General features: G+C 67.1%; 19 protein-coding genes and 1 tRNA gene. 13 read left to right on the plus strand and 7 right to left on the minus strand.

Going from position 1 to position 26002, the window contains the following annotated elements; all coding sequences use genetic code 11:
- Positions 1–26 precede the first annotated feature (26 nt).
- Genes VG566_RS04665 through VG566_RS04675 form a run of 3 tightly spaced genes read right to left on the minus strand, consistent with a single transcriptional unit; the run spans position 27 to position 4338 of the window.
- Positions 27–2825, minus strand: coding sequence for a TonB-dependent receptor domain-containing protein (locus tag VG566_RS04665; RefSeq protein ID WP_241884130.1), 2799 nt, complete (start codon positions 2823–2825; stop codon positions 27–29).
- A gap of 14 nt (positions 2826–2839) precedes the next feature.
- Complete coding sequence (locus tag VG566_RS04670) at positions 2840–3808, minus strand: FecR family protein (protein WP_049441225.1); 969 nt, start codon at positions 3806–3808, stop codon at positions 2840–2842.
- Complete coding sequence (locus tag VG566_RS04675) at positions 3805–4338, minus strand: RNA polymerase sigma factor (RefSeq protein WP_075076110.1); 534 nt, start codon at positions 4336–4338, stop codon at positions 3805–3807. The genes VG566_RS04670 and VG566_RS04675 overlap by 4 nt, the downstream gene beginning before the upstream one ends.
- Before the next feature lie 232 nt (positions 4339–4570).
- Here VG566_RS04675 and VG566_RS04680 point away from each other — a divergent pair, with 232 nt between their 5' ends.
- The 4 genes from VG566_RS04680 to VG566_RS04695 all read left to right on the plus strand — a co-directional run bounded on the left by VG566_RS04680 (position 4571) and on the right by VG566_RS04695 (position 9295).
- Positions 4571–7444: an autotransporter outer membrane beta-barrel domain-containing protein gene (locus tag VG566_RS04680; RefSeq protein WP_241884131.1), complete on the plus strand. Its 2874-nt coding sequence runs from the start codon at positions 4571–4573 to the stop codon at positions 7442–7444.
- Positions 7445–7541: 97 nt separating this feature from the next.
- Positions 7542–8546, plus strand: a complete 1005-nt coding sequence (locus tag VG566_RS04685; protein ID WP_241884132.1) for a 2-hydroxyacid dehydrogenase — start codon at positions 7542–7544, stop codon at positions 8544–8546.
- A gap of 50 nt (positions 8547–8596) precedes the next feature.
- Positions 8597–8672, plus strand: a tRNA-Thr gene (locus VG566_RS04690).
- 188 nt (positions 8673–8860) lie between these two features.
- A complete protein-coding gene (locus VG566_RS04695) occupies positions 8861–9295 on the plus strand; it encodes a hypothetical protein (RefSeq protein ID WP_032956377.1) in 435 nt (144 codons plus the stop codon).
- Positions 9296–9413: 118 nt separating this feature from the next.
- Here the strand turns inward: VG566_RS04695 and VG566_RS04700 are convergent, their stop codons facing one another.
- Together VG566_RS04700 and VG566_RS04705 are read right to left on the minus strand one after the other, a co-directional pair.
- Positions 9414–9749, minus strand: coding sequence for a hypothetical protein (locus VG566_RS04700; RefSeq protein WP_164165408.1), 336 nt, complete (start codon positions 9747–9749; stop codon positions 9414–9416).
- Between the two features lie 13 nt (positions 9750–9762).
- Positions 9763–10398: a GyrI-like domain-containing protein gene (locus tag VG566_RS04705; RefSeq protein WP_241884133.1), complete on the minus strand. Its 636-nt coding sequence runs from the start codon at positions 10396–10398 to the stop codon at positions 9763–9765.
- 355 nt (positions 10399–10753) lie between these two features.
- Here VG566_RS04705 and cyoA point away from each other — a divergent pair, with 355 nt between their 5' ends.
- From cyoA to cyoD, 4 genes are read left to right on the plus strand one after another with little or no spacing between them, the layout of a single operon-like run.
- A complete protein-coding gene (gene cyoA, locus VG566_RS04710; RefSeq protein ID WP_241884134.1) occupies positions 10754–11794 on the plus strand; it encodes a ubiquinol oxidase subunit II in 1041 nt (346 codons plus the stop codon).
- Positions 11795–11796: 2 nt separating this feature from the next.
- On the plus strand, positions 11797–13794 hold the full coding sequence (gene cyoB / locus VG566_RS04715; protein ID WP_032956371.1) for a cytochrome o ubiquinol oxidase subunit I: 1998 nt from the start codon (positions 11797–11799) through the stop codon (positions 13792–13794).
- Positions 13791–14429, plus strand: a complete 639-nt coding sequence (gene cyoC / locus VG566_RS04720; protein ID WP_014646393.1) for a cytochrome o ubiquinol oxidase subunit III — start codon at positions 13791–13793, stop codon at positions 14427–14429. Before cyoB ends, cyoC begins: the two co-directional genes overlap by 4 nt.
- Entirely contained in the window at positions 14429–14770 is a 342-nt protein-coding gene (cyoD, locus tag VG566_RS04725) for a cytochrome o ubiquinol oxidase subunit IV (protein ID WP_005415725.1), read from the plus strand. The genes cyoC and cyoD overlap by 1 nt, the downstream gene beginning before the upstream one ends.
- A gap of 220 nt (positions 14771–14990) precedes the next feature.
- On the opposite strand, the gene VG566_RS04730 is transcribed toward cyoD, so the two are convergent.
- The gene (locus VG566_RS04730) at positions 14991–17048 is read right to left on the minus strand and encodes a bifunctional diguanylate cyclase/phosphodiesterase (protein ID WP_241884135.1); all 2058 of its coding nucleotides are present in this window, start codon (positions 17046–17048) and stop codon (positions 14991–14993) included.
- A gap of 149 nt (positions 17049–17197) precedes the next feature.
- Here VG566_RS04730 and radA point away from each other — a divergent pair, with 149 nt between their 5' ends.
- From radA to VG566_RS04750, 4 genes are all read left to right on the plus strand, one after another.
- Positions 17198–18574 (plus strand): DNA repair protein RadA, encoded by a 1377-nt coding sequence (gene radA / locus VG566_RS04735; protein WP_014646395.1) that lies wholly within the window; start codon positions 17198–17200, stop codon positions 18572–18574.
- A 133-nt stretch (positions 18575–18707) separates the two neighbouring features.
- On the plus strand, positions 18708–20567 hold the full coding sequence (locus VG566_RS04740) for an ATP-binding protein (protein WP_014646396.1): 1860 nt from the start codon (positions 18708–18710) through the stop codon (positions 20565–20567).
- 48 nt (positions 20568–20615) lie between these two features.
- Positions 20616–22922 carry a tetratricopeptide repeat protein gene (locus tag VG566_RS04745; RefSeq protein WP_241884136.1) on the plus strand — a complete coding sequence of 769 codons (2307 nt, stop codon included), beginning with the start codon at positions 20616–20618 and terminating at the stop codon, positions 22920–22922.
- Between the two features lie 92 nt (positions 22923–23014).
- Positions 23015–23479, plus strand: coding sequence for a hypothetical protein (locus VG566_RS04750; RefSeq protein WP_046429584.1), 465 nt, complete (start codon positions 23015–23017; stop codon positions 23477–23479).
- A gap of 99 nt (positions 23480–23578) precedes the next feature.
- Here VG566_RS04750 and VG566_RS04755 read toward each other — a convergent pair whose 3' ends face one another.
- Positions 23579–24373, minus strand: a complete 795-nt coding sequence (locus VG566_RS04755) for a cytochrome C assembly family protein (protein ID WP_014646399.1) — start codon at positions 24371–24373, stop codon at positions 23579–23581.
- 122 nt (positions 24374–24495) lie between these two features.
- Here VG566_RS04755 and ffh point away from each other — a divergent pair, with 122 nt between their 5' ends.
- Positions 24496–25872 (plus strand): signal recognition particle protein, encoded by a 1377-nt coding sequence (gene ffh, locus VG566_RS04760; protein WP_014036403.1) that lies wholly within the window; start codon positions 24496–24498, stop codon positions 25870–25872.
- The last annotated feature ends 130 nt before the right edge of the window (positions 25873–26002 follow it).

The raw sequence follows: 26002 nt of genomic DNA on the forward strand, positions 1-26002 counted from the left end.
GGAACAGGGCGCGTAGGGTACTACGCTCAGCGGATCTGCAGGGTCAGCAGGAAGTAGCGGCCGAGCGGATCGTCGAGCCCCGGCATCTGGCCACCGTTGCCAACCATATAGTTCACCGGTTGCGTGTCGAGCACGTTGTGCACGTCCAGCGCGGCGACCACGCGCGGCCCCAGGCGTCGTGCGAGATGCAGGTTCCAGCGCAGCTGCCGGGGATTCATGCAGTGGTTCTGCTCGCGCTGTTCCTCCGGGCATTCCGCACCGGGCAGCCAGGCGCGCGTGCGCCCCACCTGGTTGCCGCGCAGGGCGATGTCCCAGTTGCTGTTCTGCCACTGCACGTTCAGCACGGCGGCCATCGTCGGCGTGACATGGCCGCGCAGGTCCACCGTTGCATCATGGCCACGTTCACGGCGCAGTTCCTGCTGCTTCAGCGCATCGAGCGAGAACAGCCACTGGCCGGTGCTGCCGGTATCGATGTGGTACTCCCCGCGCAGTACAAAGTTGCGCGAGGTGGTGCGGCCGATGTTGTCGAAGGACAGGCGCAGGTTGCTCAGGTGGCCGTCCTCGTCCAGCTCCCAGGTGCCGGGGTTCCACACCGCGTCGGCCGGTTGCAGGGCCAGGATCTCGTTGCGCAGTTCGACGATGTTGTGGGTGAGTGACAGCGAGAATGTATCGGTCGGCGTCCAGGTCGCGGCCAGGGAATGGCTGCGCGACCGCTCGGCCTTCAACGCATCGTTCTCCACCACGTCCACGGTGACGCTGCAGCGCCCGTTGCCGCTGCTCTGCGCGCAGTCGGGCAGGGCGCTGGAGGCCGGCAGCTCGATCGCACCGAAATAGCCCGGGGGGCGCCGCTGCTCGAACAGGCTGGGCGCACGGTAGCCGCGCCCGCTGGCAAGCAGGAAGGACCACCGGGGCGTGGGGCTCCAGCGCAGGCCAACACGGGGTGAAAAGGCCTGGTAGTCGCCATCGCGGTCCCAGCGTGCTGCCAGGTCCATGCGCAGCGTGTGCGCCAGGGGCAGGCCGAGTTCGGCGTAGGCGCCGCCACTGCGGCGCGCCAGGTGGCGCTGCTCCTGCGGCAGGCCCAGCGCCAGGTCACCCTGGCTCAGCAGGGCGTCGGGATGCGAGGTCCAGCGCTCCTGGCGCAGGTCGATGCCGGTGGCCAGCTGTGCAGCACCGCCGGCCAATGGCATCAGCTCCCGCTGCATGCCCCACCAGCCCTGCCACTGCTCGGTGCGCCCGCGATTGCGGATCGACGGGAACAACTGCTCGGCCGCGCCCGCCGGCAACGAGGTGAAGCCGGGCAGGAAATCCAGTGTCTCGGCGACCCGCAGCAGGGGCTCGGCGCGCACGGTGCCCGACGTGGACAGGCTGACATCGCTGCGTTGTGCGCTGATGCCGGCATCCCAGCTGCGCCGGCCCTGGTCGCGGCCAATGCCGAAGGTGACGTCGGCGTCGGTGGCACGTACATGCGGACGCACGTTGCCGGCTTCGCGCAGCACGCTGTTGAAGGTGAACCCGTACAGGCCGATGGCAACGGCGGTTGGACCAAGGTCGAAGCGTTGCCGGTTGTGGCTGGCCCGCGCCTCGGCGTAGGCATAGCGACCTTCGCCGCGCTCATGCCGGTAGCGCAGGTAGGTCGAGGCGGTATCCGAGGCCGGTTGCAGCGAGCGTGGTCGGGCGCTGTCGAACCAGCAGGCACCATCGCGCCGCGTCAATGGGCCTTCGCAGCGTTCTGCCGGCCAGTAGCGTCCATCGCGGAACGCGCCGATCAGGTACTGCGAGGTTTCCGCATGCCATTGGCGGCGATCACCGGCCACGTGGTCGATGCGGTGCAGGTCGATGCCGGCGAACCAGCGGTCCCCTCCGTCGCGCACGCCGCCGGTGGCCGCCTGCACGCGATACTGGCCAGCGTCGCCGCGCCCGCTCAGGCCGGTCTGCAGCATGGCTTCCGGGCCGTCAGCCTGGTCGCGCAGGATGATGTTGACCACGCCGGACATCGCGTCGGCGCCATAGATGGCCGAGGCGCCGCCACGTACCAGCTCGATGCGTTCGACGAAGCTGAGCGGAATTCCCCCAAGATCGGTGAGCCCACCCTGTTCCAGCGACACCATGGGATAGCGTGGCAGGCGACGGCCATTGACCAGGAACAGGGTCGCACGCGGGCCCATGCCGTCCAGGCTGGTGGTGGTGGCCGCACCCACCGGCAGGTACTGCGAATCGCCACTGCGCGAGGTGCTCATCGCCGGGTGGCCGTTCATGCCCGGCAAGTGCCGCAGCAGGTCGAACAGGCTGCCGTAGCCGCTGCGCAGGATGTCATCGCGGTCGATGATGGTGACCGGCAGCGTGGTCTGCACGGAGGTGCGCGGCAGCCGGCTGCCGGTGACATGGATCGGCGCCAGTTCCACCTGCGGCGGCGCGTCGGCGGATTTGTGTGGCGAAGGTGCTGCGGGCGTGGCGCGTGCCGCGACCGAAGGTCGCGATGGGAGCGCGGGGTGGGTACGGCGTACGACGAATCCGCCAGCGGGCGTACGCAGGATGTTCACCGGCATGCCCGCGACCAGTTCCTTCAGGGCCGCGGCCGCATCGCGGTGGCCATGAGTGCCGGCCGTGCGCAGGCCATCCAGCTCACGCGCATCGAACAGCAGGGCAATGCCGCTCTGTCGCGCCCATTGCTGCAGGGCCGGCGCCAGCGGGCCTGAGCCAACATCGACCTCCAGGGTGCCCGCTTGCTCGGCCGCAGCGGCAGACGGCAGCGCGGGGATGCCCAACGCGAGGCAGAACAGGGTGCGGAGCAGCAGCCCCCCCTGCAGCGCGCCCGGTACTGCCATCACCGCAGGCCTCCTCAGTACGTGCGGCGCAGTTCCAGCGCGCCATCCGGTCGCGTCTGGCCAGCCACCGACCAGCCCAGTTCCAGTGCCGACAGCAGTTCCTGCGCGTCGCCGGCACGGAAGGTGCCGCTTACCGCCAGGCTGGCGATCTCCGGATCGGCGATCACCAGCGGCGTGTGGCCGTAGCGGTTCATGCGTTCGACCACGATCGACAGCGGTGTGGCATCGAACACCAGCTGTCCCTGCAGCCAGCCTTCAGCTGCGGCATTGGACGACAGTGCCGGACCGGGCTGGATGCGGCCACTCGGCAGTACCTGCAGTTGCTGGCCGGGCGCCAGGGTGTGCTGGGTGCCCCCGCTGCTGACTTCCACCGCACCTTCCAGCAGTGCGACTTCGACCAGGCCATCATGCAGGCGTTCCACCTGGAAGGTGGTGCCGATGTCGCGGATGGTGCTGTCGCCGGCGCGCAGCTGCAGGGCCTTGCCCGACGGTGCGACCTGCAGCTGCAGGCGGCCACGTTCCAGCACCAGGTTGCGATGGCGCCAACCGAAACGGGCGTGCAGGGTGGTGCCCGCATCCAGCGTGGCCACGCTGCCATCGGCCAGCGTCTGCTGCCGGGGCTGGTGGGAGTCGTTGGCGTAGCGCAGCGGCGTGGGGTTGCCGTCGACGGCAATCATCCAGCCGATCCCGATGGCCAGGCAGACGCCTGCGGCAGCGGCCACTGCCGGCAGCCAGCGACGCGGCGCCGGCCGTGCCGCACGTGCCGCGGCGGTGCGCAGCCACGGGTCGGCGGCCAGTTCCTCGCCCTGCTGGAACAGGGTCTCGGCCTGGATCCAGGCAGTAACATGGGCCGGATCCTCGGCCAACCAGTCCTCGAACGTCTCGCGCTCGCCCGGCGTACAGTCCGGAGCCTCCAGCCGCGCCACCCAGGCGCTGGCGCGTTCGAACAGCTGCGTATCTTCCCTGGGCCTGGCGTGACTCATCCGTTGTCCCTGTCGTTGTGCAGCGGATCCGTTCCGAGTTCCTGGCGCAGGCCCTGCAGGGCGCGGGCGATGTGTTTTTCCACGGTCTTGGCAGTAATTCCACAGTGCCGCGCGATCTGCGTGTAGCTCATGCCGGTGATCCGGTTGAGCAGGTACACCTCGCGCGCGCGCTCGGGCAGCTTGAACAGGGCCTGCCGCAGCAGGGACAGCATCTGCCCGGACTCGGCCTGGCGCAATGGATCGGGCGACGTGCTGGAAGGCTCGTTGCCGCCATCATGTTCGGCGAGGGACAGATGCGGCCGCGACTGCGACGAACGGCCGCGGTCTGCCAGGCGGTTGCGGGCGATACGATACAGCAGCAGCCGCAGCTCGTCGGCACTGTGCGCGCGATAGCGGATCAGCCGCTCCATGCAGTCCTGCGCGATGTCCTCGGCATCCTCCGGCCCGACACCGCGCGTGCGCAGGAACGCACACAACGGCGCGCGTTCCTCCCGCACGAACGCAATGAACGCGTCCGCCGGCGCGGACAGGTCCGGCGCGCGATGGATCAGAGGAGAGGGGGCGGACAGGGCTGGCCTCGGACGTCGGTGGCGGGTACGTCTTCGAGTTTTACGCGACGATGACCGGATGGGGAAGAGTGTGCGTGGCCCACGAATCCATTGTGAATGCGTTCATGTTTCGAGGGGCGCTGCACTGGGGGAGGGCGCACCGTCCGGACGTTGAACTTTCGACCCGTGCGTTGCGGGTGGAGAGAGAGAACACATGAAGCATTCGAAGTTGAGCCTGGCCCTGGCAGCGTTGCTGGGCATCACCGCCATGGCGGCGGTTGATGACGTCATGGCAATGAATTATCACGTGCGGGACGATCGCGTCTTCCTCAGTGGCGGCGTAACCGTTGCCGATGTGGTGGCGCTGCCCGCGCTGCTGGCCAAGGCGCAGGCCGAAGGACGCCCGATCCACGAAGTCGTGCTGCGCACGTCCAACGGTGGCGCGCTGATCGCCGGCGAGTGGCTGCAGGCGGTGATCCGCACCCAGGGCCTGGACACGATCGTGTCCGGCCACTGCATTTCGTCCTGCTCGATCATGCAGTCCGGCGGCGTCAACCGTTATCTCGGCGGCGACCTGCCACTGGTCGATTCGGTGCAGATCCATGCCGCCAGCAGTGGTGGCAGGATCACCTACGCACCGTCGCCGCGCATGACCCAGATCTACACCGGCAACTATGGCGGCGGCATGGATGCCGGCCTGCTGCACAAGGCCATGTATGAGGTGGTGCGGCCCAATGGCCTGCTGGTGTTCCGCGACCCGGCGCGCACCACGGGTACCTCGGTCACCTTCGATCCGGATGGCAGCGGCAGCAAGCTGGAGTCCTTCCCTGGCCAGGACATCCGCGGCAACAACATCATCAACACGGCAGGCTATCGCGATCCGGGCGACACCCTGCGTGTCACCAGCAACGTCAGCGGCGACATCAATCCGGGCTACCTGCGCACCGCGCGCCAGTTGCAGGCCTTCGTCGACGACGATTTCGCGCGCTGGAACACCGACTGGGCCAGCACCTACATCAACTACGCGGTGAGCCTGTACAACGTCTCCACGCGGGGGCCGAACGGCATCGGCACGCAGTCGCTGCAGCAGCTGCTTGCCGACCCCGACCTCCAGGATGAGCTGCGCGGCCAGTTGCGGCTGGCCGATCTGGATGCGTCCACCCTGGCAAGTTCGGCGGGCGTGATCCGTGTCAGCAACGGCGCCACCTGGCGCACCGCCGAAACCACCGGCGCCGATTTCATGCTGGTCGACAACGGCACCATCGCGCTGGAGGGCGGCGCGCTGCGTACCCCCGAGCTGCGGGTGATGCCGGGCAGCGTGGTGGTTGGCCATGGCGATATCGCATCGGTCGGCACCGACAGTGATGCGTTGCTGGATGGCACCGGCCCGTCCTACCGCGAAGACGGCTTCAACCGACTGCGCGTGTTCGGCACGCTGATGCCGCGTGGCGGTGATCTGGTGACCCACGGCTACGTCAACATCATGCCCGGCGGGCAGGTGCTGTTCGATGTTACCGAGGCCGGGGGCACCGGCAGTGGCCGCCTGCGCGTCGGCAGCTTCTACGATGGCGGGGCCGAAGAGGGGGCGCTGGTGATCGCGCAGGGCGCACACCTGGCGTTGAACGTCGCCCAGGGCTTCTATGCCGGCGGCTACCGCCGCGATCTGGTGGAAGGGCCGATCTACCAGGGCGGTTTCCAGGATGCCGTGCGACTGGGCGACACCGGCTACAGCGCCAGCATCACCGCGGGCGAAGTATTCCGCCCGCGCCACAATTCGCTGCTCAGCTTCAACGTCAACCAGACGGCCGACGGGCTGTGGCTGACCGCCAACCCGGGCTTCGATCAGCTGGGCCTGTTTGCCAACGGCACCTCCGGCGATGGACTGGGGCGCGCGCTGGCAGCCGCATCGGATCGCCAGGACAGCGGCCTGAAGTCGCTGCTCGGCGCACTGCAGTTCACCGACCGCGATGTGATCGCACAGCAGGCCGGCGCCCTGCGCGGTGATGCACACGCCAGCCTGCGCCTGGCCGACAACGCACTGCTGGGCAGCATCGGCAACGTGGTGCAGCAGCACCAGGCAGCGATGCGCAGTGGCGGCGATGCCGATGGCCTGGCCTCGCAGGCGGCGCAGTCGGTCTCGGCGCAGCCGGGCATGCGCCATGGCAGCCTGTTCAACCAGCTGGCCATGCATCTGGTCGAGCCGGCCGGCGAGGCTGCTGGCGACAGCCGCGCGGCGGGTGGCAGCCGTAGCCTGTGGGCGCGCGGTTTTGCCAGCCATGGCCGCATCGATGCCGACGGTGGCGTGGCCGGCCTGAGCCATAACATCGGCGGCATCGTGGTCGGTGCCGACACGCGCGTGGCCGATGACCGCGTGACCCTCGGCGTCAGCGTGGCCGCCGCGGACATGTCGACCAAGGCCAGCGATGGCTCCGGTTTCAGTGGCGACGTGCGCGCGCTGGATGTGGGCGGCTACCTGGATGCGATCTATTCGCGTGGCTACCTGTCGGCGGCCGTGCGCTACACCGACCTGCGCCACGATACCCGCCGCAGCCTTTCGCCCATCGATGGCCTGCAACAGCCGCTGCGTGCCCGATACAGCAACGATGCGATCTCGGCGCGGGTCGAACACGCGTTCTCCTTCACCACCGGCAAGGGACTGGTGATCCAGCCGCTGCTGCCGGTGGTGGATTACGCGCGGACCTCGGCCACCCGCTTCAACGAAGGGCAGGGCGCTGGTGCGCTGGTGGGGCGCGGCGGCAGCCTGGAGAGCATCCGCGTGGGTGCCGGCCTGCAGCTGTTCAAGACCTTCGAGGGCAACAACGGCGAGCGCATCACCCCGCGTGCCCGCGTGGTCTGGCAGAAGGAGCTGGGCGATTCACAGGCGCGCTACAGCACCGGTTTTGCTGCGGCCCCGGACCTGGTGTTTGGCGCCAGCAGCCAGGCCGTGGGCGAGCAGGTACTGGCCTGGAACGTGGGCGTGACCAGTCGCGCCAGCGAGCGCCTGTCGATCATGGCCGACTACGTGGGTGAGCGCCGCGACGGGCAGATCCAGAACGGCGTGATGCTGGGCCTGGGCTACCGGTTCTAAGCGGTACCCGGCCCCGGCGATATGCGTATCGCCGGGGCCATCCCATCAGGGCAGGTGCTGCGGTATGGTCGGCAGGGAAATCCAGCCAGGCCCCGTCATGCAGATCGCCGTTTTCAGTGCCCGCCCCTACGATCGTCGTTTCCTGGACGAGGCCAACCAGCGCGATGCGGCCGGGCAGGGCTTTGCGTTCGTGTACTTCGATGCCGCGCTGGACGTGCATACCGCTGCGTTGGCAAAGGACTGCGCCGCCGTCTGCGTGTTCGTCAATGACCGCCTCGACGCGCCGGTACTGCACGCGCTGCATGCGCTGGGCGTACGCGCCGTACTGCTGCGCTGTGCCGGCTTCAACAATGTGGACCTGGCCGCCGCGAAAGCGCTGGACCTGTTCGTCGCACGGGTGCCGGCCTATTCCCCCGAAGCCGTGGCCGAGCACGCGCTGGCGCTGGTGATGACGCTCAACCGGCAGACCCATCGCGCCTACAACCGCGTGCGCGAGGGCAACTTCATGCTCGATGGCCTGCTCGGGCGCACCCTGCATGGGCGCACGGTCGGCATCGTCGGCACCGGCAAGATCGGCCTGGCCACCGCGCGCATCTTCAAGGGCATGGGCTGCACCGTGCTGGGGCACGACCCGTATCCATCGCCGGCCTTTGCCGGCGTGGGCGACAGGGTTGGTCTGTATGAACTGCTGGCGCGGGCCGACATCGTATCGCTGCATTGCCCGCTGACGCCCGATACCCAGCACCTGATCAACGACGCCTCGCTGGCGCGGATGAAGGCCGGCGCGATGCTGGTCAACACGTCACGCGGCGCGCTTGTGGACACCCACGCGGTGATCCGCGCGCTGAAGTCGCGGCGGCTCGGCCACCTGGCCATCGACGTCTACGAGCAGGAAAGCGCGCTGTTCTTCCAGGACCTGTCCGGCGAGATCATCGACGACGAGGCCTTCCAGCGCCTGATGACCTTCCCCAACGTGCTGGTGACCGGCCACCAGGGCTTCTTCACCGTGGAGGCGCTGCAGGAGATCTCGGCGATCACGTTGGGGAACCTGCGCGATTTTGCGGAGGGGCGGGTGTGTGCGAATCGGGTGGAGGTGAGCTGAGCGGGGTGGATTGACCGCCGGGGTGCCCAGCCCGTAAAATCGCGGGCTACGCCGGAATAGCTCAGTTGGTAGAGCGGCGCATTCGTAATGCGTAGGTCGCAGGTTCGACTCCTGTTTCCGGCACCAGTTGCAATGAAAAGCCCTGGCCTTTGGTCGGGGCTTTTTGTTTGGGCTGTGCTGGCGCCGGCCCAGGGCCCGCGCCAGCGTCCGATGGAACCGCGGGCATGTACCTGCTTGGTCGGGGTTAACATTGCCAAGGTGTATTGCTTGCGGCGCTGGACCGGGCAACACAGTTTCAATAAACGGGGGATCTCATGAAGAAGATCGTGGTGAGTCTGATTGCGTGCGTCGTTCTTGCCGGCTGTGCAACCCGCCAGATCAGCTCCGAACAGGCGCAACCGGTGCCCGCCGAGCGGGTTTTCGCCTTCAATGGGATCAGTGACACTGCTTCCGGACAGGTAATTGTTACGCGCGACGTTGGCGCGGTTGGTGGGGCGTGCCCGCTTGCACTGTATATCGACGGCACCCTGGCAGCCCATCTGCAGCGGGGAGAGTCTGTCTCGCTGTCTGTTCCCGCCGGGAATCGCATTGTCAGCGCAAGTTTCGCAGGCAAAGGTCTCTGTTCGTGGGGGGATGAATCGGCGCATAGGCGAGAGATTTCCCAAATGGTCACGGCGGGTGGCAGAACCAAGATCCGTCTCGCGTTGGCCCATGATGGCGTGATTCAGATCGGTCCGACCGCGTTCTAGGCGCGCTCCACGCAAGGCGAGCAGGTCCATCAACAGAACGCCCCGGCCCTCGCGGGGGCTTTCTGTTTTTGCCCAAGGAAAAGGGGGGGGCGGCAACGTAACCGATGGAAACACGCCTTCATTTACCTCCAGCGATCAACGGACCCCGTGCCAGCCACCACGCCAGCTGCCGGAGATAACCACCTGCAGCTCCCGCCAACGCGCCGATCAGCAGGGGTGCAAGCACCGTGGTCCCACGCGCGGCCCGCTCCCGCACCCAAGGCAGGACCGCCACCACCTGCGCAGTCAGCAACAGCATCAGCACGTCCAGCCCCAGCGCATCCACCACCGGCAACAACGGCAGCAGATCCGGATTGCAGGCCAGCACGATCACCAGCGCGGCACCCAGCACGGCCATCAGGCGGCGCCCGGCGGGCAGGGTGGTCCAGTGCAGCAGTCGGTTGATCAGGTGCATGGCATTCCTTGTCTCATATGCGGGAATCCTCATCAGGCCCGATCGGCCGCACCGGCTGCCGCAGCACGGTTTTCAACCGCGCCGCGTCGGTCCTGCGCGGGTCGCTCAGGTAGATCTCATGATGGGGGCCGGCGAAGGTGTAACCCAGTGCGGGCATCACTTCGTCATGCAGATGCGCCAGGACGGGGCCTTCGTCGTCGTAGGCGCCCACGTGCAAGGTCTGCAGGCTGGGGCCCTCGGCAAGGATTTCATGGCGGAGGCTGGGCGGCGCATCCCCCAGCTTCGTGCGCGCCTTGCTGATCGCGGCCTGCCACTGCGTAGGGCCGATGCCCTCGGGCGTGCGGATCATTACGGTCCAGGCCCACTCATCCTTGCGTCGCGCGATGAAGCTGGCCGGGTCCTCGGCGCTCCACAGCGCCTCCAGCGGTGGCACCACGTAGTCGCGCCCTTCGGCCTTCAGCGCGAACTTCAATGCATAGCTCACCGAATACAGCCACTGCACGGCCTGCAGGTAGGCGGGGGCCGTGTTCGGGTCGCCGCGACCATCGACCATCACGTAGGGCAGGGGCGGCACATCGACCGGTACGAACTTGCCGGCGGGCGGTTGATAGAGCGCCCGGTCGCGCTTCTTGAAGTCGATCTTGTCCATCGGGGGCTTCCTCCTGTGCAGAGCATCCCACGCCAGGCACCCGCCAGTACGCTGAACCGGTTCAGGTGACTTTGCCGAACGAGGGCGAATGGCCCCACGAGCGCGCGGGGCCGGCACGCAGTCCTGGGTCATGGGCCCGTCACACCTGCGCGGTGCGACAACGTGTCGCAGCCAGAATCGGGCCTTTCCTGCGCTCGATCAATGTCAATGCCTTTCTTAAATGGTGGGTGACGGCCTAAAATTGAAAGGCTGACTCGACCCCACCTCCCTGCCTGTCTTCCGGACCGGTGGGACCGGCTTTTGGCCGGAACAGGCAGGGACGGGGAACGGCATTCCCTCGCAATTGGATCGACCGATGATTCCGTTGAAAACCCTTGGGCGCTGGTTGCGCCCGGGCCTGCTGCTGTCGTTGCTGGTGATGCTCACCGGTTGCGATGCGGTGGCCATCCTCAGTCCGAAGGGCCAGATCGGCCAGGATGAGAAGACCCTGCTGATCACGGCCACCGTGCTCATGCTGCTGGTCGTCATCCCGGTCATCATCATGACCCTGACGTTCGCGTGGAAGTATCGCGCCTCCAACACCAAGGCCCGTTACGAGCCGAAGTGGTCCCACTCGACGGCGATCGAGGTGGTGGTGTGGTCCATTCCCTGCATGATCGTGCTGGTGCTGGCGGTCCTGACCTGGCGTTCGTCGCACGCACTGGACCCGTATCGTCCGCTGGATTCGGACGTCAAGCCGGTCACCATCGAGGCGATCTCGCTGGACTGGAAGTGGCTGTTCATCTATCCGGAAGAGAAGGTGGCGGTCGTCAACGAAATCAAGTTCCCGGTCAACACGCCGCTGAACTTCAAGATCACGTCCGATTCGGTGATGAATGCGTTCTTCATCCCGCACCTGGGCAGCATGATCTACTCGATGGCTGCGATGGAGACCAAGCTCCACCTGATCGCCAACGAGACCGGCGAATTCCCGGGCATGTCCTCGCACTACAGCGGCGCGGGCTTCGCCAAGATGCACTTCACCGCCTACTCGGTCACCGATGCCGAATACCGCCAGTGGCTGGACCAGGTCCGCGCCGGCGAGCAGACCCTGGACAAGGCCTCGTTCAAGGCGCTGGGTGAAGCACGCAACGCCGAGTGGTATCCGGTCACCTACTTCGGCAAGACCGAAGAAGGCCTGTTCGACTGGGTCATCGCCAAGCACATGGGCGACAGCAAGCATTACGGCATGAAGCACTCGCATGCCGGTGCCGCCGCTGCCGATGCCGCCACGCATGAAGCGCACGAGGGCCATGCCCCCAGTGACGCGCATGATTCCAAGGAATCGGGTGAAAACCTGGATGCCAACGAACACGAACACGCAGGCCATGCCGGCCACGCGGGTTCGGGAGAATGAACATGTTGGGAAAACTCTCTCTTGAGTCGATCCCCCACGATCCGATCGTCCTGACGACGTTGATCGGCGCGGTTCTTGGTGGCCTGGGCGTCGTCGCCCTGATCACCAAGTTCAAGCTGTGGGGCTATCTGTGGAAGGAGTGGTTCACCTCGGTGGATCACAAGAAGATCGGCGTGATGTACCTCATCGTCGCCTTCGTCATGCTGCTGCGCGGTTTCTCCGACGCCATCATGATGCGTACCCAGCAGGCCATCGCCGTCGGTGGCTCCGAGGGCTACCTGCCGCCGCACCACTACGACCAGATCTTCACCGCCCACGGCGTGATCATGATCTTCTTCGTGGCGATGCCGCTGATCACCGGCCTGATGAACCTGGCCGTGCCGCTGCAGATCGGTGCGCGCGACGTCGCGTTCCCGTTCGTCAACTCGCTCAGCTTCTGGCTGTTCGTGTCCGGTGCGGTGCTGATCATGCTGTCGCTGTGGATCGGTGAGTTCGCTGCCACCGGCTGGCTGGCATTCCCGCCACTGTCGGGCATCGAATACAGTCCAAGCGTCGGCATGGACTACTACATCTGGGGTCTACAGGTCGCAGGCCTGGGTACCACGCTCAGTGGTATCAACTTCTTCATCACCATCCTGAAGATGCGTACCCCCAGCATGAAGCTGATGCAGATGCCGGTGTTCACCTGGACCGCCCTGGTGACCAACGTGCTGATCGTCGCTGCCTTCCCGGTGCTGACCATCACCCTGGTGCTGCTGACCCTGGACCGTTACCTGGGTACGCACTTCTTCACCAATGACGGTGGCGGCAACGCCATGCTGTACATCAACCTGATCTGGATCTGGGGTCACCCGGAGGTGTACATCCTGGTCCTGCCGGCGTTCGGTGTGTTCTCCGAAGTCATCGCGACCTTCTCGCGCAAGGCGCTGTTCGGCTACAAGGGCATGGTCTACGCCACCGCCTGCATCGGCGTGCTGTCGTTCATCGTGTGGCTGCACCACTTCTTCACCATGGGCTCCGGTGCCAACGTCAATGCCTTCTTCGGCATCACGACGATGATCATCTCGATCCCGACCGGCGTGAAGATCTTCAACTGGCTGTTCACCATGTTCCGCGGCCGCGTGCACTTCACCACCCCGGTGCTGTGGACCATCGGCTTCATGGTCACCTTCGTCATCGGCGGCATGACCGGCGTGATGCTGGCGATCCCGGCCATCGACTTCGTGCTGCACAACAGCCTGTTCCTGATCGCCCACTTCCACAACGTCATCATCGGCGGCGTGGTGTTCGGCATGTTCGCCGGCATCACCTACTGGTGGCCGAAGATGTTCGGCTTCCGCCTCAATGAGTTCTGGGGCAAGTGCGCGTTCTGGTGCTGGTTCATCGGCTTCTACGTGACCTTCATGCCGATGTACGTGCTGGGCTTCATGGGCATGACCCGTCGCCTGCAGAGCACGGTCAACCCGGCCTATGAGCCGCTGCTGCTGATCGCCGCCGCAGGTGCCTTCATCGTTGGCGCCGGCATCCTGTGCCAGATCATCCAGGTGGCCGTCTCGATCCGCGACCGCAAGAAGACCGTCGACCTGACTGGCGACCCGTGGGATGCCCGTACGCTGGAGTGGGAAACCTCTTCGCCGCCGGCCTTCTACAACTTCGGCACGCTGCCGGAAGTCACCGAGCTGGACGATTTCTGGGAGCGCAAGCAGCGTGGTGAAGCCTGGCCGAAGCCGGCCAAGTACACCGACATCCACATGCCGCGCAACACCGGCACGGGCGTTGTCATCGGTGCCTTCAGCCTGGTGTTCGGCTTCGCGATGATCTGGCACATCTGGTGGCTGGCCATCGTCGGCTTCGTCGGCATGATCGCCACGTTCATCTACCGCACCTTCGACCAGGACGTGGACTACTGGGTCCCGGCCGCCGAGGTGGAACGCATCGAGAACGAACACCGCAAGCACCTGGAAGCCCAGGGCCTGGTGAAGTCGGAGCTGAAGGCATGAGCACCAATACCTCGACCCTGAGCCACGGGCACGCCGCGCACGCGGCGGCCCATGGCCATGACGACCACGAGCACCACGACACCGGCGGCAACACCGTCTTCGGTTTCTGGGTGTACCTGATGAGCGACTGCCTCATCTTCGCCTCGCTGTTCGCCACCTACGTGGTGCTGGCAGGCGGTACCGATGGTGGCCCGACCGCGAAGGACCTGTTCGAACTGCCGTTCGTGGCGTGGGAAACCGCGCTGCTGCTGACCTCGTCGCTGACCTTCGGCCTGGGCATGATCGCCATGCACCGCAAGCAGGTTGGCCAGATGTTCCTGTGGCTGGCGGTTACCTGGCTGCTGGGCTTCGGCTTCATGTGCATGGAAGTCTATGAGTTCCAGCACCTGATCCATCAGGGCTACGGTCCGGACCGCAGTGCCTTCCTGTCGGCGTTCTTCGCCCTGGTCGGCACCCACGGACTGCACGTCAGCGCCGGCCTGCTGTGGCTGCTGGTGATGTTCGTGCAGCTGAAGAAGTACGGCCTGACCCCGACCAACAAGACCCGCATGGCGTGCCTGAGCCTGTTCTGGCACTTCCTGGACCTGATCTGGATCGGCGTGTTCTCCGTCGTCTACCTCAATGGAGCGCTGTAATGGCACATGACAACCACGCACACGACCACGGCACCGGCGGCGAAAGCCACGGCAGCGTGAAGTCGTACCTGATCGGCTTCGTGCTGGCGGTGGTGCTGACCGTCATCCCGTTCTGGATGGTGATGTCGGGTGATTTCTCGCGCACCGTCAACGGTGTGGTGATCGCGGTCACCGCGGTGCTGCAGATGCTGGTCCACCTGGTGTTCTTCCTGCACCTGGACCGCTCTTCGGAAAGCCGCTGGAACGTCAACGCTGCGGCCTTCACCGTTGTGGTGATCGGCATCATCGTGATCGGCACCCTGTGGGTCATGCACAACATGAACGTGCACATGATGCACTGACGTCCTCGCGACGTTGCCACGCAGAAAGGCCGCCCTCGGGCGGCCTTTCTGTTTGCTGTGGTTGCGCGTTTCGTGCACCCACCAGGCTGGTAGTACCGGCCGCTGGCCGGCAATTACGCGAAGCCGGCCAGCGGCCGGCTCTACCAGGAGATCCACGCCATGCGTGGAAGGGGTCAGAGCCCTTGCCTGCGGCAAGGGATCCGACCCCGGACCTGGCGCCTCACCCCACCCGGCGCAGGAATTCCTCGGCGTCCATCGGTCGGCCCAGGTGGTAACCCTGCAACTGATCACACCCCAGTTCGCTCAGGTACTCGCGCTGCGCCTGCGTCTCCACGCCCTCGGCCACCACCTGCAGCTGCAGGGTGCGGCCCAGCGCGATGATCGACGAGACGATGGCGGCGTCCTCGTCATTGCGCTCCAGGTCGTGCACGAACGCACGGTCGATCTTCAGTTCGGTGGCCGGCATGCGCTTGAGGTACAGCAGGCTGGAATAGCCGGTGCCGAAATCATCGATGGCGATGTGCACGCCCATCGCGGTCAGGTCGTTGAGAATCGCGAGGCTGGCATCGACGTCCTTCATCGCCGTGGTCTCGGTGATCTCCAGGGTCAGCCGCGCCGGTTCGATCCGGTGCCGGTGCAGCACCTCGCGCACGCTGTCCAGCAGTGCCGGCGAGGCGAACTGCAGCGGCGAGAGGTTCACCGCCATTGTCCATTCCGTATGCCCGGCCTGGTGCCATGCCCGCAGCTGCGCACAGGCGCGGTCCAATACCCAGTCACCGATCGGCAGGATCAGGCCGCTGCGCTCGGCAATGGGGATGAACACGTCCGGCGCCAGCAGGCCCAGCTCCGGGTGCTGCCAGCGCAGCAGCGCTTCGGCCCCGGTGGCCGGTGCGCCGGCGGCAGGGAACTTGGGCTGGTAATGCAGGATCAGTTCGTCGCGGGCGATGGCCTTGCGCAGGTCCTGCAGCAGGCGCAGCTGGCGGTTGGCACTGAGCTGCATCGACGGGGTGAAGAAGGTGTAGCCGTTCCGCCCGGTTTCCTTGGTGTGGTACATCGCCGCATCGGCGTGGGCCATCAGCTCGCGCTCGTTGCCGGCGTCATCCGGGTACAGGGCAATGCCAAGGCTGGCGCTGACCTGCAGTTCGGCCGCATCCAGCAGGAACGGTTCGCCGGCCGCGGCGATGATGCGCTCGGCCACCACCACCGCATCGTCGGGAATGTCGATGGCCAGCACGATCACGAACTCATCGCCGCCGAGGCGGGCCAACGTATCCTGCGGTCGCAGCTGGCCGCCGATGCGCTGTGCCACCGCCACCAGCAGGCGGTCGCCGAGCTGGTGGCCGTACGCATCATTGACCGCCTTGAAGCCGTCCAGGTCGCAGAACATCACCGCCACTGCATGGTTGCGGCGCCGCGCCTTCTCGATGGCCTGCTCGATGCGGTCCTGCAGCAGCATGCGGTTGGGCAGCTGGGTCAACGGGTCGTGCAGCGCGGCCTGGATCAGCTTGTCGTTGGCGTGCGCCAGCGAATCGGCCAGCAGACCGGTGCGCACGCGCATCTGCCGGTCGAACAGCGAGGCGACCAGGGCGATGCCCAGCGTGGCCACGGTGGTGACGATCACCAGCACTGCCAGCCAGCGCGTGTCGATGCCGCCACTGCCGACGGCGCCACAGATGCTGCCTTCGGGGAAGCGCGCCGCCGCCATGCCGGTGTAATGCATGCCGACGATGGCCAGGCCCATCACCAGCGAAGCAAGCGCGCGCAGCAGCAGGGTGTTGCGCCGCTCGGCGCGCAGGCGGAAGGCGATCCACAGTGCGGCGCCGGCGGCACCGATGGCCACCGCGATGGAGGCGGCAAACCAGCCCGGGTGGTAGTCGATGCCGGGCTGCATGCGCATCGCCGCCATGCCCAGGTAGTGCATGGTGGCGATGCCCAGGCCCATCAGCACGGCCCCGGCCAGCAGCCGGCGCCACGGCAGGCTGGGCCGCGACACCAGCCACAGCGCATAGGCCGAGGCGCCGATCGAGACCGCCAGCGAGTACAGGGTGATGCCAAGGTCGTAACCCACCGGAATCGGCAGGTCGATGGCGAGCATGCCGATGAAGTGCATCGACCAGATGCCCAGGCCCATGGCCGCCGCGCCGCCGGCCAGCCACCAGCGGGCCACGCGACCCTCGGCCGTGGCCAGGCGCCCGGCCATGTCCAGCGCCGTGTACGAAGCAAGAATGGCCACAAGCAGGGAGATGATGACCAGGCTCTGACTGTAGCTGCCAGTCATGATGAATCCAGTGGGGGAGGGAGGGGCGCCCGCAAGGCGCACGCCCGCGACCCCTATCGGCGCAGGTGGGCAGGACTTGAGTGGTCGCAGCACCTGCGACCCGGCTCGGCTATCCTGCCACGCCTGTTCCCGTTGCTGGAAATCATCCGATGGCAAAAGCCCGCACCGCCTACGTCTGCAATGAATGCGGCGCCGAATTCAGCAAGTGGCAGGGCCAGTGCACCGAGTGCAACGCCTGGAACTCGCTGTCGGAAATCGTGCTGGAAAGCGCGGCGGCGGCCAAGGCGCCGGCTTCGCGCCGGGCCGGCTGGGCCGGCAAGATCGACCCGCCGAAGATCACCGCCCTGAAGGACGTGGAGCAGACCGAGCATCGCCGGGTATCCACCGGCATCGGCGAGTTCGACCGGGTGCTGGGCGGTGGCCTGGTCGAGGGCGCGGTGGTGCTGGTCGGTGGCGATCCGGGCATCGGCAAGTCGACCCTGCTGCTGCAGGCGGTGGCGAAGATGGCGGCCGAACTGCCGGTGCTGTACGTCACCGGCGAGGAATCGCTGGCGCAGGTCGCCGGCCGCGCGCACCGCCTGGAGCTGCCGCTGGACGGGGTCAACGCACTGGCCGAGACCGGGGTCGAATCGATCCTGCAGCATGCGTCCAAGGCCGGCCCGCGGCTGATCGTGGCCGACTCCGTGCAGACCCTGTGGACCGAGAGCCTGACCGCCGCGCCCGGTTCGGTCAGCCAGGTGCGCGAGAGCGCGGCGCGGCTGGTCCGGTTTGCCAAGGAAACCGGCACGGCCGTGTTCCTGGTCGGCCACGTGACCAAGGAGGGCGGCATCGCCGGCCCGCGCGTGCTCGAGCACATGGTCGACGCGGTGCTGTATTTCGAGGGCGAGAGCGGCAGCCGCTTCCGCCTGCTGCGCGCGTTCAAGAACCGCTTCGGTGCGGTCAACGAACTGGGCGTGTTCGCGATGGGCGACAAGGGCCTGAAGGAGGTCTCCAACCCATCGGCGATCTTCCTGTCCGGCGGCAGCACCCATCAGCCGGGCAGCTGCGTGATGGTCACCCGCGAGGGCACCCGGCCGCTGCTGGTGGAGGTGCAGGCGCTGGTCGATGCGTCGCCGCTGTCGAATCCGCGCCGTGTCGCGGTCGGCCTGGAGCAGAACCGCCTGGCCATGCTGCTGGCGGTACTGCATCGCCACGGTGGCGTGCTGGTCGGCGACCAGGACGTGTTCGTCAACGTGGTCGGTGGCATCCGCGTGCAGGAAACCGCCGCCGACCTGCCGGTGCTGCTGGCCGTATTGTCCTCGCTGCAGGATCGGCCGCTGGCGGAAAAGACGATTGCGTTCGGCGAGGTGGGCCTGTCCGGTGAGATCCGACCGGTGCCCAATGGCGAAGACCGCCTGCGCGAGGCCGCCACCCATGGCTTCAAGCGCGCCATCGTGCCCAAGGCCAATGCGCCCAAGGGCGGATCGGTGAAAGGCATGGAAGTGATCGCGGTGGAGCGCCTGTCCGAGGCCATCGACGCGGCGTGAGGCATGGGGGGCTGCTGCGGGGCCTGCCTCTACATACGTCATATACGGCAACGGTCAGGCTGGCTGTGCTAGTTTTTCCCGCTCGACGAAGGCGCCCTCTGGCGCCTTTCCGTGCCCAGGAGTAAACGATTACATGCAGGACACCGCGCTCACCGCCCCCAACGCCGAGATCCGTCGTGCCGGGGTCGATCTCAATGGACTGATGACGGTGCTGGGCAAGCACCTGTATTCCACCCCGGTGGTGGCGCTGCGCGAACTGGTGCAGAACGCGCACGACTCGATCATCCGCCGCCGCATCGAGCAGCCCGGCGTCCAGGTGCCTTCGCGCATTTCGGTGCAGGTCGATGCCGGTGCCGGCGTGCTGCGCATCACCGATACCGGTGCCGGCCTGACCCGCCAGGAGATCCACGACTACCTGGCCACCGTCGGCGTCGGCTATACCCGTGGCCTGCGCCAGGGCGGCGAGGATGATGAAGGCCTGATCGGCATGTTCGGCCTCGGCTTCCTGTCGGCCTTCGTGCTGGCGCGCCGGGTCAGCGTGCGTACCACCTCGTACCAGACGCCGGAGCTGGGCCATCTGTACGTGTCCAGCAATGCCGAGCAGTACACCGTCAGCGAAGTGCCGGCACGCGCGGTCGGCACCGAGGTGGAACTGGAGCTGCATCCGGACTTCCTGCCGCTGGCCAACGAGGCGCGCCTGCACGAGGTGCTGGGCCGCTACTGCGCGCTGCTGTCCGAACCGATCTTCATCGGTGCTGCGACCGAAGCGCTCAACCCCGAGCCGCCGCCGTGGCGGGGGCAGGGTGACGTGGCCGTGCACCCGGTGCAGGCACGCCGCCAGGCACTGCAGTTCGCCGCGCGCTTCGAGCACGATTTCGAGCCGATCGTCACCGTGCCGCTGCGTGCCGACGGCAACAGCGATGCCACCGGCCTGCTGTGGGTGCAGGATGGTGCCACCTATGGCACCAGCGACAACCGCAACCTGTCGGTGTTCGTGCGCGGCATGCTGCTGGATGACGATGCCCGTGACCTGCTGCCGCCGTGGGCTGGCTTCATCGGCGGGGTGATCGAATCCTCGCGGCTGACTCCCACCGCCAGCCGCGAAGACCTGCAGCGCGATGACCAGTACCGCGCTGTGCAACATGCCTTGCTGGAGGCGCTGATCGATGGTCTGGCCGACGTTGCGCGGCAGCAGCCGGAGGCGTGGCGACGCGTATTGAGCCGCCACAACGAGGCGCTGCTGGGCGCGGCGCTGTGCGATGACCGCCTGTTCGACCTGCTGATGGAGCATGTGCGCGTGCCGACCTCGCAGGGCGACCTGCCGGCCAGTGCCCTGCCGGCGCGCGGTGCCGTGCATGTCATCCTCGACAATGGCGGTGGCTTCGAAGAGATGCTGTTCCGCGCGATGGGGGTGCCGGTCGCGCATGGCCATCGTTACGCGGTGGTGCCGTTCCTGCGGCGCTGGGCCCAGGCCAAGGGCCTGCGCCTGGTTGAACTCGGCACCGAGCAGGGCAATCGCGCACTGTTCCGCAGCGATGACAGCCTCGACGACGCGCAGCTCGCATGGCTGCGCGAACAGCTGGGTGATGGCGAGCAGCTGCTGCCGGCGCGTTTCAGCCCGGAAGCACTGCCGGTGGTGGTGGTGCCCGACCGCGAGGCCGAACTGAAGCAGCGCCTGGAAGACGACGAGAACGACAAGCGCGTTTCGATGGCGGCGCTGCGCCTGGCGCGCCAGTTCACCGCACGCATCGAATCGCGCGCACCCTCGCGGCTGTACCTCAACCTCGACAACCCGGCGGTGCAGGCGCTGCTGCGCGCCCAGCGCGAGGGCCACCCGCAGGCCGAAGCGGCGGCGCGCCTGCTGCGCTCGCTGAAGATCATCGTCGCTGCGCAGGGCCGTCCCTTGGCCCGGGCAACGACCGCCACGCAGGGCCCGGATCTCAACGGCGCCTTTACCGATATCGCCGGTGCTCTGCAGCAGATGCTGCGCTGAGCACCGCGCCCTCTCATCCAGCCTTCGCTAGACAGGAGTACTTACCCCATGGACATCTGGAACTGGGTCGAAAAACTGCAGGGCGACCTGCGCCAGGCCGGCCAGGCGCAGAACGCGCACCTGCTGAACCGCCTCGCCGACGAGGTCAGTGAACTGCAGATCGACCGCGTCGATGCACTGCTGCCCGAAGCACGCGCACTGGGCAAGGCGCTCGACAACCCCTGGGTCGACGTCTACGTCGGCCACTGGGCGCTGCGCAACCGCGTCGGCAACCGTGTTGAAGGCGAGAGCGCACTTGGCGAAGCCGTTTCGCTGTTCGAGCGGGCACACCGCGAAGACACCCTGGAATGCCCGCAGTCGATCTGCGTGACCCAGGACCTGGCCGCCTGCTACGGCAACATCGATGGCCCGGGCTGGGTGCCCGAGCGCATCGAGGTGTGCGACGAGACCCTCGGCCGCATCGATCCCAGCTGGGCCTGCTTCCAGTGCCTGAGCTGCGAGAAGGCCGATGCGCTGCTCGACGATGGCCGTGGCCAGGAGGCGCTGGATTACCTGCAGGCGCAGGCCGACGCCGTGGAGGCCTGTGGCAAGGAAGTGTTCGACAGCTTCCCGGAGATGCAGATCAAGATCCTGCTCGCTGTCGGCCGCGCCGACGAGGCACTGGCGCTGATCGAGAAGCGCGAAGCTGAAGTGGCCGCCTCCGGGGAGTATGAGCCGGCCAACTGCACGGTGCCGCGCCGCTTGTCCAAGGCATGGGCGTTGGCCCAGCTGGGCCGCGACGAAGAAGCGCTGCAGCAGCTGGTGCCGTGGAGCGAGCTGACCCCGAACTACTGGCGGCTGTGGGCGAACACCGCCGCAGCGCTGTGCCAGCGTGACCCTGCGCGCAATACGTGGGACCTGGGCACGCGCTTCAACACGATCATCGAGCACTTCGCCCGGGTCGGATCGCATCGCCTGCTGATCGAAGTGGCAGCGCTGAGCCTGGAGCTTGCCCTGCAGCGTGGTGCGCGCTGGGTGGCGCTGCGCCAGCTGGAACTGGCCCGCACCCATCTGGCGCAGCTGCGCCAGGACCGGGGGGCGGCAGCGCTGGTGGCCGGCCTGGCGGCGCGCATCGATGCATTGCCGGATGTCGCACCGCTGCCGGTGCCGGCCGGCGAGCTGCTGGCATGGCTGGACGCGCAGGGCGAACAGAACCAGGCGCGCGACCCCGAGCGCGAGGCGCAGTGGTTGCTGCAGGCGCAGGCGCAGCTGCCCGATGACGAGGCCTTGGCCGAGATGGCCGCCTCGGCGCTGAGCGCCTGCGGCGCGCAGGCCGAGGCGCGAGCGCTGTTGTGGCGGTTCGTACGCAGCCATGCGCAGAACGATGGTCCCGCAGCCTACACGCTGATGCGCTGGCTGGCCGAGCAGGGGGACGACGACGGCCTGCGCCAGCTGGCCGAGGTCTACCGCAGCAGCGTGCCGGTGTTCGCGCACTGGTGCGACGTGCAGCGCGCACGCCGGGTGTCCGACTGGCCGGCGCTGGAGCAGGCGGCCCGATCGCTTCTGGAGCTGTCTCCGGGCTCGCACGGCGCGCGCGGCACGCTGGCGCGCATGTACATGGAAACCGGCCGCTTCAGCGAGGCCCAGGCCTGCTATGCGCAGTTGGTGGAGCTGCTGGACGAGCCGAACGCCGCGCATTGGGACCACATGAGTGCGGCCAGCGCGGCGCGCGACTGGGACGCGGTGCGCCGCTCGGCTGCGGCGATTGGCATGGAGTTGTCCAGCCACGAGGGCGTGGTCGAGGAACCGTGGGGCTGGGTGATCATCCGCAGCGAAGAGAACGGCGAGCCGATGGAGTACTACGCCCGTCGCAGCGGCCCGGTGACCGCGCGCATCGTCGAGAATGCGCCGTCCAACCGCGCCCAGCAGGTGGGCGACTGGGTGGTGTTCGATGCCGCACTGGTGCATCCGGCACCTGAGGAGGAGGAAGCGCGCGAGCATTTCATCCCGACCTATGCGCAGGTGCATGTGCTGGAGCGCGGCGGCTTCGCCCGCAGCTGGATGATCGATGGCGCGCACCCGGGCGAAGAGGCGTGGAATGCCTTCGTCGAGGCGGCCGAAGCACAGGGTTGGAAGGTGTGGTCGCACAGCCGCCCGGACTACACCGTCACCGACCCCGGTAGGGAGGAGGGCACGCTGCCCGGCCTGCTGTTCACCGTCGCCCAGCCGCAGGACCATGCGCCGCTGGCGCTGCACCGCTTCCTCCAGCAGCACACCGCGACGTGGCCGCATCCGCATTGCTGGCTGCGCCTGGCTGAAGCCTGTGACCAGGATCGCCAGCCGCACCTGGACGTGATCGAGCGTTACGGGCTGTAAGCCGGGTATCGGGTAGTGCCGGCCGCTGGCCGGCAGCACCGGGATATCCTGTAGTGCCGGCCAGCGGCCGGCACTACCTCAGGGACAGATACATGCGAAAGACAGGGATGTTCGTGATCGCCGGGCTGCTGCTGGCCCCCACCGTGCAGGCCGCACCGGCCTGCCAGGAACCCATGGCCGTTGCCCGTGCCTTCTTCGAAGCCACGACCGGCAATGGTGACCTGCTGGAGCCACCGCCCGCGCTGGTCAGCCCGGCGTTCGGCAAGGCACTGCGTGGCGAGCGTGCCTGCCAGCAGCGCGAAGAGGGCATCTGCACGATCGATTCCGACCCGTGGCTGGATGCGCAGGACGGCGACATTGAAACCCCGGTGCGTTATCGCTGGAAAGAGGCCTCGGCCACTGCCGGCCAGGTCGAGATGCGCTATGCGGTATGGAAGAAGGCCTACGTGACCCGTCTGCCGATGGTGCGCCAGGGCCAGGGCTGCTGGCAGGTCGATGACATCCTCACCAACAGCGGCCGTTCGGTGCGGAAGATCCTGGCGCAGCCGGTGCCCTGACCGGCGGCAGCATCCACGCAGGGTGCGGTCCAGTTGCCGGCCAGCGGCCGGCACTACCAGGTGATGTTGGGTGGGTGCCGACCGTTGGTCGGCACGCCTTTATCGCGAATGCCCGAACACCAGTTCGATCACGAACTGGCTGCCGAAGAACGCCAGCAGCAGCAACAGCATTGCCGCCAGCGTCCAGTGCACCGCCTTCATGCCGCGCCAGCCGTAGCGGCGACGGCCGATCATCAGCACGCCGAACACGATCCACGACAGCACGCTCAGCACGGTCTTGTGCACCAGCTTCTGCGCCAGCAGGTCATCGACGAACAGCACGCCGGTGACCAGGGTCAGGGTCAGCAGCGCGAAGCCGACCGTGATCACCCGGAACAGCAGCGATTCCAGGTCGGCCAGCGGTGGCAGCGCGCGCAGCCACGGGCGGAACTCGCGGCGGCGCAGGGCGCGTTCCTGCAGCCACAGCATGATCGCCAGCAGCGCGGCGATGCTCAGCGTGGCGTAGGCCAGCAGCGCCAGCCAGGCATGGCTGGCCAGGCGCCAGCCCAGCACCTTGCTCGGCTCGTGGCCGTAGCCGTGATAGGCCAGAAGCAGTACCGCGGCCAGTGGGAACACCACCACGCCCAGCGCCGACATGCGGCCGCGCGCGCCCACCAGCGAGGTCAGCCAGGCCATGCCCAGGCCGACCAGCGACAGCGCGGCGAAGAAGTGCATGTCCGGCCCGCCGTTGGTGCGCATCGCCACCATCACGTGGTAACCGCCATGCAGCAGCATCGCTGGCAGGGCCGGCCACAGCCAGGTGGGGGAGCCGGTGCTTTCATCGCGGCCGAGCGCGCGCACCAGCAGGGCACTGGCAGCCAGGTAGAGCAGGACGGCGATGAGAACGATTGTCATCGTTGCAGTTTCGCATACCCCTGTGATGCTGGCGACGGCCCGGTGGTCGCAGTCCGGGCGGACAGCCGGACCCGTTATACTGTCTGCCTTATTGTCCCCCGCTTTCAGACAGGTTGCGCCGCATGTTCGAGTCCTTGACCCAGCGCCTTTCCGGCACCATCGAGCGCCTGCGTGGCCGCGGCCGCCTGACCGAGGAGAACATCCGCGAGGCGACCCGCGAAGTACGCATCGCGCTGCTCGAAGCCGACGTCGCGCTGCCGGTGGTGCAGGCCCTGATCGAGCGCATCAAGGTGCGCGCGGTCGGCCAGGAAGTGCTGAAGTCGCTGACCCCGGGCCAGGCCCTGATCAAGGTCGTGCGCGACGAGCTGACCGCGGTGATGGGTGCCGAGGCCAGCGACCTGAACCTCAATGTGCCCGCTCCGGCCATCATCCTGATGGCGGGCCTGCAGGGCGCCGGCAAGACCACCACGGTGGGCAAGCTGGCCAAGCACCTGAAGGAAAAGCGCAAGAAGAAGGTGATGGTGGTTTCGGCCGACGTCTACCGCCCGGCCGCGATCGAGCAGTTGAAGACCCTGGCCGAGCAGGTCGGCGTGCTGTTCTTCCCGTCCAGCGCCGACCAGAAGCCGGAAGCCATCGTCCGCGCTGCCATCGACGATGCCCGCAAGTCGTTCGTCGACGTACTGCTGGTCGATACCGCCGGCCGCCTGGCCATCGACGAAGCGATGATGGCCGAGATCAAGGCCCTGCACGCTGCCGTGAACCCGGCCGAAACCCTGTTCGTGGTCGACGCCATGACCGGCCAGGACGCGGCCAACACCGCCAAGGCCTTCGGCGACGCGCTGCCGCTGACCGGCGTGGTGCTGACCAAGACCGACGGTGACGCCCGTGGCGGTGCCGCGCTGAGCGTGCGCTACATCACCGGCAAGCCGATCAAGTTCGTCGGTGTCAGCGAAAAGCCGGAAGGCCTGGACGTGTTCCATCCGGACCGCATCGCCAGCCGCATCCTCGACATGGGCGACGTGCTGTCGCTGGTCGAGCAGGTGGAGCAGCAGGTCGACAAGGACAAGGCCGCCAAGCTGGCCGAGAAGGTCGCGAAGGGGAAGAAGTTCGACCTGAACGACATGCGCGACCAGCTCGAGCAGATGCAGAACATGGGCGGCATCGGCGGCCTGATGGACAAGCTGCCGGGCCTGGGCAACATCCCCGACCACCTGAAGCAGCAGGTCAGCCAGGGCAAGGAAGTGCCGCGCATGATCGCCATCATCGGCTCGATGACCAAGAAGGAACGGCGCAACCCGAACCTGCTCAACGGCTCGCGCCGCGCGCGCATCGCCAAGGGTTCGGGCGTGACCCCGGCCGACGTCAACAAGCTGATGAAGCAGTACATGCAGATGGAAAAGATGATGAGCAAGATGGCCGGCGGCGGCATGAAGGGCATGCTGCGCAGCATGAAGGGCATGATGGGTGCCATGGGCGGCCGTGGCATGCCGTTCCGTTGATGACGGCCCCGTCCGCAGTGTGATGTAGCGCCCGAGCCCACGCTCGGGCGGCGGCGCGCAAGCGCCGCAGCAGGTGGTCGGGCAGCAGGCTCGACTCTTCCCCTGTCCCGCGCGCACCATGGGGGCCTGT

Origin of the sequence: Stenotrophomonas sp. CASM114, assembly GCF_049384325.1 — a bacterium.
In the GTDB taxonomy this organism is placed as follows: Bacteria; Pseudomonadota; Gammaproteobacteria; order Xanthomonadales; family Xanthomonadaceae; genus Stenotrophomonas; species Stenotrophomonas muris.